This window comes from Micromonospora tarensis (genome assembly GCF_016803395.1).
GTDB lineage: Bacteria > Actinomycetota > Actinomycetes > Mycobacteriales > Micromonosporaceae > Micromonospora > Micromonospora tarensis.
In genome coordinates this window covers 1-7,830 of the sequence record NZ_JAEVHL010000277.1, presented here as the reverse complement: position 1 = coordinate 7,830, position 7,830 = coordinate 1, and the positions used below count along the sequence as shown (strand labels likewise).

Annotated in this window: 5 protein-coding genes and 3 pseudogenes; 5 read left to right on the top strand and 3 right to left on the bottom strand. The window is 73.2% G+C overall.

What is annotated here, in order from left to right; translation table 11 throughout:
- Positions 1-312: 312 nt before the first annotated feature.
- Both JM949_RS31160 and JM949_RS31155 read left to right on the top strand, forming a co-directional pair.
- Positions 313-792 carry a DUF6232 family protein gene (locus JM949_RS31160; RefSeq protein WP_203151694.1) on the top strand — a complete coding sequence of 160 codons (480 nt, stop codon included), beginning with the start codon at positions 313-315 and terminating at the stop codon, positions 790-792.
- Positions 793-850: 58 nt separating this feature from the next.
- On the top strand, positions 851-1,579 hold the full coding sequence (locus JM949_RS31155; RefSeq protein ID WP_203151693.1) for a hypothetical protein: 729 nt from the start codon (positions 851-853) through the stop codon (positions 1,577-1,579).
- A gap of 10 nt (positions 1,580-1,589) precedes the next feature.
- Here the strand turns inward: JM949_RS31155 and JM949_RS31150 are convergent, their stop codons facing one another.
- Positions 1,590-2,486 (bottom strand): ribokinase, encoded by an 897-nt coding sequence (locus JM949_RS31150; protein ID WP_203151692.1) that lies wholly within the window; start codon positions 2,484-2,486, stop codon positions 1,590-1,592.
- Between the two features lie 23 nt (positions 2,487-2,509).
- Entirely contained in the window at positions 2,510-3,352 is an 843-nt protein-coding gene (locus JM949_RS31145; protein ID WP_309232413.1) for an ABC transporter ATP-binding protein, read from the bottom strand.
- A 131-nt stretch (positions 3,353-3,483) separates the two neighbouring features.
- On the opposite strand from JM949_RS31145, the pseudogene JM949_RS31140 reads away from it, so the two are divergent.
- Positions 3,484-4,490 (top strand): annotated as a pseudogene (locus tag JM949_RS31140) (ABC transporter ATP-binding protein).
- The gene (locus JM949_RS31135; RefSeq protein WP_203151690.1) at positions 4,487-5,500 is read left to right on the top strand and encodes an ABC transporter permease subunit; all 1,014 of its coding nucleotides are present in this window, start codon (positions 4,487-4,489) and stop codon (positions 5,498-5,500) included. Before JM949_RS31140 ends, JM949_RS31135 begins: the two are co-directional and overlap by 4 nt.
- Positions 5,501-5,582: 82 nt before the next feature.
- Here JM949_RS31135 and JM949_RS31130 read toward each other — a convergent pair.
- A pseudogene (locus tag JM949_RS31130) lies at positions 5,583-6,756 on the bottom strand (ROK family transcriptional regulator).
- Positions 6,757-6,925: 169 nt separating this feature from the next.
- Here JM949_RS31130 and JM949_RS31125 point away from each other — a divergent pair.
- Positions 6,926-7,830 (top strand): annotated as a pseudogene (locus tag JM949_RS31125) (glycoside hydrolase family 3 N-terminal domain-containing protein); the annotation flags it as partial.

The following is a 7,830-nucleotide window of genomic DNA, read 5'->3' as shown; positions in this document are numbered from 1 at the left end:
GACGTCGGCCCCGCGCTGGTCCGCGACGGGCCGCGGAGCGGTCGGCCCGCGCGGTGGATGGTGGTGTCGGCCCCGCGCTGGTCCGCGACGGGCCGCGGAGCGGTCGGCCCGCGCGGTGGATGGTGGTGTCCGGCGGTCCTGTGGAGCTGATGTCACAGACGGATCAGGCATCCCCGTCCGCGAGCGATGTCGCAAACGATTCAGCTCCAAAGGACGCCCGCGGCACCACCGCCCCCAGACCCGGCCGCCCTCGGCCGGTGGGCACGTGGGCCGAGCCGGGCGGAGGGCGCCGTCCGGTGGTTAGGCTTAGTGATGACCCTCTATTACCGGGACGACGCGGTGCAGGTGACCTCCGAGTCGATCCGGGCGGGCGGTCACGTGATCGCCCTCTCCGACGTGACGTTCGTCTGGCACGCGCGCGGGCAGACGACCCTCGCCGTACGCGGCCGGGTGCTGGGGCGCGGCGTCCTGGTCCTGCTGCTCTCGCTGCCGCCGTTGGTCGCCGTGGTCTGCGTGCTCTCCCTGGCCTGGTCGGCGCAGGATCGTGGCAACTGGCAGCTGGCGCTGATCATCCTCGCCGCCTGCGCGGTGGGGGCGCTCGCGCTCACACCGTTCCTGGAGATTCCCCTCGGCTGGCTGGACCGCTCCTACGAGCGCGGCAGCCACGTGCACGAACTGTGGGTGCAGCATCACGGCCGGGAGGATCTGCTGGTGCGCACCCCGGACGCGCTACGGTTCGGCCAGATCTACCGGGCCGTGCAGCGTGCCGTCGAACAACAGGGCGACCACTGATGACCACCGGCGCCGGCCCGTCGGGCGGTAGTGGCCGGGCCGACGCACACTTGGTCCCATGGCGATCCCCCTCCCCACCCCGACCGCCGTGGTCGGTCTGACCCGAGCCGCCCTCGACCAGGCGCTCGGCTCGGCCGCCTCGTTCGCCGCCGTCCCCGCCCGCGCGTTCGCGGTGCTGGACGGGGTGGAGGCGCTGCTGGCCCGGATCAACGGCGTGGTCGACCGGATCGAGACGACCCTGGACCGGACCGACCAGGTGCTCACCGACGCCGAGGTGGCGGTCCGCGAGGTGGCCGTGATCAGCGCCGCCGCGACCACCGCCATCGACACCGCCACCGAGGTGGCCACCGCCGCCGCCGTCGTGGTGGACGAGGCCGAACGGGTGGCCCGGACCGCCGCGACCGTGGTCGCCCAGGCCGACGGGGTGGCCGGCCAGGCCGCCGTCACCGTCGGCACCGCGGCGGAGGCCGCCGCCACGGCGGCCGAGCTGCTGTCCGCGTACGAGCCGGCGCTGCGTCGGGCCGCGCCGATGGCCGGGAGGTTCGTCCAGGAGCTGAGCCACGAGGAGATCAGCGCGGCGATCCACCTGATCGACGAACTGCCCAAGCTCAAGGAGCACCTGACGGCGGACATCCTGCCGATCCTGGCCACCCTGGACCGGGTCGGCCCCGACCTGCACGACCTGCTGGACGTGACCCGCGACCTCAAGCTCGCCGTGGCCGGCATCCCCGGGCTGGGCATGCTGCGGCGGCGCGGCGAGAAGCTCACCGACGAATCCGCCGGCTGAGCGGGAAGGCTCAGCCCCGCGCGTACAGCTCGTCGATCTCGGCGCGTTGCGGGAGCGCCACCGACGCGCCGAGCCTCCGTACGCAGGCAGCGCCGGCAGCCGAGGCCCAGCGCACCGCGTCGACCAGGTCACGTCCCTCGCCCCAGCCGACGGCCAGCGCGGCGGTGAACGCGTCACCGGCGGCGGTGGAGTCGACCACGTCGACAGCCACCGCCGGCACGTGCACCTCGGTGCCGTCCCGGTCGACATACCAGGCGCCCGCACCGCCGAGGGTGAGCACGGCCCGGGGGGTCAGGTCGAGCAGCGCGCGGGGCTCCTCCCGACCTCGACCGGCGAGCGTCTGCGCCTCGCCCTCGTTGACGACAAGAACATCCACGGCGGCGAGCAGCTCCGGCGGGAGTTCCCGCGCCGGCGCGGCGTTCAGGATGACAGTGGTGCCCGCGTCGCGGGCGGCCACCGCGGCGGCCGTCACGGTCTCGACCGGGACCTCCAGCTGGGCGACCAGGACATCCGCCGCGCGTACCGTGGCCAGTTCCTCCCCGGTGAGGTCGACAAGTGCGTCGTTCGCACCAGGGGTGACCACGATGGCGTTCTCCCCCTGGGCGTTGACCATCACCAGCGCCACCCCGGAGGCGCCGTAGACCACGCGCAGGTGGCTGGTGTCCACCCCGGCCGCGGTGATCCGGGCCTTGAGGGTGACACCGAAGGCGTCCGAGCCGATCGCGCCGAGGAAGGCGCAGGAGGCGCCGGCCCGGACGGCGGCCACCGCCTGGTTGGCGCCCTTACCGCCGGGCACCATCACGAAGTCGGTGCCGAGCATGGTCTCGCCCACCCGCGGCAGCGCGGGCGCCATCGCGACCAGGTCCATGTTGGCGCTGCCCACCACGGCGACCCGGGTCTGCGGCATGGTCGTCCCCGCCCGGTCCGGGCTCAGGCGGCGCGGGCGGTGAAGCGGTCGCCGGACCGCTCGACCACCAGCGGCAGGCCGAAGGTCTTGGAGAGGTTGTCCCCGGTCAGCGTCTCGGCGAGCAGCCCCTGGGCGACCACCCCGCCCTCGCGCAGCAGCAGCGCGTGGGTGAACCCCGGCGGGATCTCCTCCACGTGGTGGGTGACCAGCACCATCGCCGGGGCGTCCGGGTCGTACGCCAGCTCGGCGAGGCGGGCGACCAGGTCTTCCCGACCACCCAGGTCGAGCCCGGCGGCGGGCTCGTCGAGCAGCAGCAGCTCCGGGTCGGTCATCAGGGCGCGAGCGATCTGCACCCGCTTGCGCTCGCCCTCGGAGAGGGTGCCGTACCGGCGCTCGGCGAGGCCACCGACGCCGAGCTGGCTCAACAGCGCCCGCGCCCGCGCCTCGTCGCCACTGTCGTAGTTCTCCCGCCAACGGCCGACCACCGACCACGCGGCGGTCACCACCACGTCACTGACCTGCTCGTCGGCGGGCAGTCGCTCGGCGACCGCGGCGGTGGTGAGGCCGATCCGGGTACGCAGTTCGTTGACGTCGGTGCGGCCGATCCGCTCACCCAGCACGTGCGCGACACCGGTGGTGGGGTGCAGCCGACCGGCGGCGAGGTTGAGCAGGGTGGTCTTGCCGGCGCCGTTGGAGCCGAGCACCACCCACCGCTCGTCCAGCTCGACGCGCCAGGTCACATCCTGCAACAGGGCGGTGCCAGAGCGGCGGACACCGACGCCGTCGAGGCTGACCACCAGATCCGGGTCCACGGGGGCGGCGGCAGACGCGGCGCCGGCAGCGCCGGGGATCAGATCACCAGTCACCGCACCATCCAACCACGCACGGCGGTGGTGCCCCCCATGGGCGGCACCTCAGCCATAGGCTGAAGCGCCGTGTCGTTGATCACCAAGCCCGAAGGACGGCCCATGCCCCGTCGAGACAGGGAGCCGCGCGGATGAGTGCGGTCATCGAGATCGAGGGTCTACGCAAGACCTTCCACAGCGTGCGCAACGGTCGGCGGGTGGCGGTGGACGGGTTCGACCTGCTCGTCGAGGCGGGTCAGGTGCACGGCTTCCTGGGCCCCAACGGCTCCGGCAAGACCACCACCCTGCGCGCCCTGCTCGGGCTGGTGCGCGCCGACGGCGGGCGGATGACCGTGCTCGGCGAACCGTCGCCGGAGCTGCTGCCCCGGGTGGCGGGCCAGGTCGGGGCCATCGTGGAGAGCCCGCAGTTCTTCGGCAACTTCACCGGGCACCGCACACTGCGCCTGCTGGCCCGGGCCGGTGGGGTGCCGCTTTCCCGGGTGGACGAGTCGCTGGAGCTGGTGGGCCTGCGCGACCGTGGCGACGAGCGGGTGAAGGGCTACTCGCTGGGCATGAAGCAGCGCCTGGCGGTGGCGTCCGCGTTGCTGAAGGACCCCCGGTTGCTGATCCTGGACGAGCCGGCCAACGGGTTGGACCCGGCGGGCATCCGGGAGATGCGGGACCTGATGCGGTCGCTGGCGGCGAACGGGGTCACAGTGCTGGTGTCCAGCCACATCCTGGGCGAGATCCAGCTGATCTGCGACCACGTGACGATCATCTCGGCTGGCCGGCGGGTGGCGTCCGGTCGGGTGGACGAGGTGCTGGCCGGCCACGACCGGCACGAGTTCCTGGTGCGGGTGGCCGAGCCGGAGCGCGCCGTCGAGCTGCTGCACGCGCCGAGTTGACGGCGGTCGTGGACGGCGAGGCGTTGGTGGTCAGCGGGGTGAGCGACCCGACGGTGGTCAGCCGGGTGCTCGGCGAGCAGGGCCTGTGGCTGGGTGAGCTGACCCCGCTCCGGCCGGATCTGGAGAGTGTCTTCCTCGAACTGACCGGCGGGTACCCGCATCCGTCGGTGCCCCGGCAGGTCGACGGTGCGACGACGCCGTACGCCGAGCAGGGCGAAGCAATCATCGATCTCGATCGGGGAGTGGACGCGTGAACCTGGTCCGGGCGGAGTTGGAGCGGCTGTCCGCGCGTCGCTTCGTGCAGCTCATGGTCGTGTTGTTGGTGTTGGCGTTCGCCGTCACGGCGGCGACCACGCTCGCCGGCTCGCACAAGCCGAGCGCCGAGGAGATGAACTCGGCGCGGGCTCAGGCGGCCGAGGCGCGGCAGGGCATGGAGCTCGCCTACCAGCAGTGCCTGGCCCGGCAGAACGGCACCCTCCCGCAGAGCGAGATGGGCACGTTCTTCCCCGAGGAGTGTGCGTCGATCGACCCGATCCGACAGGACCGGCTGCCGATCGCCGCCGACTTCCTGCCGGGCGTCTTCAGCTTCGCCGGGCAGGCGCAGCCGCTGCTCTACTTCCTCATCGCGTTCCTGGTGCTCTTCGGTTTCCTGGTCGGCGCGTCCTACATCGGTGCGGACCTGAACTCCGGCGGTGTGGTGAACCTGCTGCTCTGGCGACCGCGCCGGTTGACGGTGCTGGCGGCGAAGCTGGGCACCCTGCTGGTCTCGGTGCTGGCGCTCTCCCTGCTGGCCTCGGTGGCCTACCTGGCGACGTTCTGGGTGATCGGGCAGACCGCCGGGTTGCCGGGCCGGTTGGACGGCGAGTTCTGGCGGTCCCTCGGCGCGGTGCACGGCCGTGGTCTGGTGCTGGTGCTGCTGGCCTCGGCGGTGGGTTTCGCGATCGCCACGCTGGGCCGGCACACGGCGGCGGCGCTGGGGGCGGCGGCGGCCTACGCGGTGCTGTGGGAGTTGGGCGGTCGGCTGGTGCTGGAGATCGTCGACGCCCGGCGGCCGGACCAGCTGATGCTTTCCAGCCACATCGCGGCGTGGCTCAGCGGCCGGACCGAGTTCTTCGACTCGCAGATCTGTGCCGGCAGCGGGACCCGATACTGCGAGGGCTTCTACACCCTGACCTGGGCGCCGGCCCTGCTGGTGCTGCTCGCCGTCGCTGTCGGCCTCACCCTGGCGGCGTTCGCCGTGTTCCGCCGCCGGGATCTGATCTGAGTAGCGGCCCCCACCGTCGGCAAGAGCTTGCAACTCGCTACCGTCCGGTGAAATATTCCTTCACATGACCGCCGCAGCGGACTCAGCCGACGGTGGAGCCGAACACCTCGTCGCGGACGGCGTCGAGCGCGGTGCGCAGCGCCCCGTGCAGGATCGGCTCCTCGGTCAGCCCGGTCGGCACCACCCGGGGCTGGACCAGGGTGATCGCCGCGACCTCGTGCTGCACCCGGTCGGCCAGCGCGGCCCCACCGGCCTGCCCCACCTCGCCGGCGAGCACCACCAGCGGCGGGTCGAGCACCACGCAGGTGCTGGCCACACCGAGGGCGAGCCGGCGGGCCAACTCGTCGAGCATCGCGCCACCGTCGGCGCGGCCGCGACCGCCGCCCGGACCGCCTCGGCGGCGTCGGCGTCGGATAGCCGTGCTCGCGGGCCACCGCGCGCACCGAGTCCGCGCCGACCAGCTGCTGGAAGGCCGGCTTGGCGCGACGGGAGACGTCGCGCGGGATGGGCGCTCCGGGCACCGGCAGATAGCCGATCTCGCCGGCCGCGCCACTGCTGCCGTGATGCAGCCGCCCACCCAGCATGATCGCCAGGCCGACGCCGGCGCCCACCCAGACCAGCACGAAATCCGCCAGCCCCTGCGCGGCACCGGACTGCGCCTCGGCCACCGCGGCCAGGTTCACGTCGTTCTCGAAGACCACCGGGGTGTGCAGGTCGTCCCGCAACGCGGCGAGCAGGCCGCTGTGCCAGCGCGGCAGGTTGAAGGCGAACGTGATGTCGCCGGTGCCGGGGTCGACCAGACCGGGCGTGCCGAGCACGATCCGCCGTACGCTGCTCAGTTGCGCCTGGGCGCTGCTCGCGGCCTGCACCACCGCGTTGTGCACCACGCCCACCGGGTCGTCGGTGTCCCGGGTGGACTGCTCCACCCGACCGATCACCGCACCGGTGATGTCGGCGCACGCGGCGACCACCCGGTCCGGCCCGACGTCCACGCCGACCACGTGTGCGCTGCCCGGGCGGACCGCGTAGAGCTGGGCGTTGGGCCCCCGCCCGCCGGCCTGCTCACCGACCCGCGTGACGAGGCCGCGCTCCTCCAACCGCTCGACCAGCTGCGAGGCGGTGACCTTCGACAGCCCGGTCAGCTCGCCGAGCCGGGCCCGGGTCAGTGGGCCGCGTTCGAGCAGCAGTTCCAGCGCGGCACGGTCGTTGAGCGCCCGCAACAGGCGGGGGGTGCCGGGCAGCCGGGTCGCACTCATGACACGTCCTCTAGTTTTAGTAAACTTTGCTAACTGTAAACCGACCTGCGAACGGGTAGCCGTAGCGTAACGGCCACTCGGCGGTGGGACGCTCGGCCGAGTCGGCAGGGCCAAGACCACCAACCGGTACGACGCTTCGTACCCGTGGGGCACCGAAGGGGGAGAGCACGTGGGGTTGGATCCAGGACTGCGCCGGCTGGCGCTGGGCGCACTGCTGGCCGCGTACCCGGGACCGGTCCCGCCGGACTGGGCGGTCGACCTGCTGGCCGACGGGCTGGCCGGGCACACCCTGTTCGGCACCAACGTGCACGACAGCGCGCAGCTGGCGGCGAGCACCGCCGCGCTGCGCGCCGGTCGACCGGACGCGCTGATCGCCATCGACGAGGAGGGCGGCGACGTGACCCGACTGGCGCACGCCACCGGCAGCCCGTACCCCGGAAACGCCGCTCTCGGCGCGATCGGCGACGTGGCGCTCACCCGCCGGGTCTACCAGTCGATCGGCGCCGAACTGGCCGCGCTGGGCATCACCGTCGACCTCGCCCCCACTGTGGACGTCAACACCGCCGACGACAACCCGGTGATCGGCACCCGGTCCTTCGGCGCGGATCCGGTCCGGGTCGCCGCCCACTCCGCCGCCGCGGTGACCGGCCTGCAAGCCGCCGGCGTGGCCGCCTGCGCCAAGCACTTCCCCGGGCACGGCGCCACCGTCACCGACTCGCACCACGAGCTGCCGACCGTGGACGCACCGCTGAGCCTGCTCCGTCAGCGGGACCTACCACCGTTCGCGGCGGTCGTCGCCGCCGGGGCGCGGGCCGTGATGACCGCGCACATCCGGGTGCCGGAACTCACCGGCGCCGACCCGGCCACCTTCAGCCGGGCCGTCCTGGTCGACCTGCTCCGGGCCGAGTACGGCTTCACCGGCACCGTCATCACCGACGCGCTGGAGATGAAGGGTGCCGCCGTGGCCGCCGGTGGGGTCGCCCGGCCGCGGTCCGGGCCCTGACCGCCGGCGCCGACCTGCTCTGCATCGGCGCGAAGGTCGACGCCACGCTGGTCGAGCGGGTGGCGCCGAGA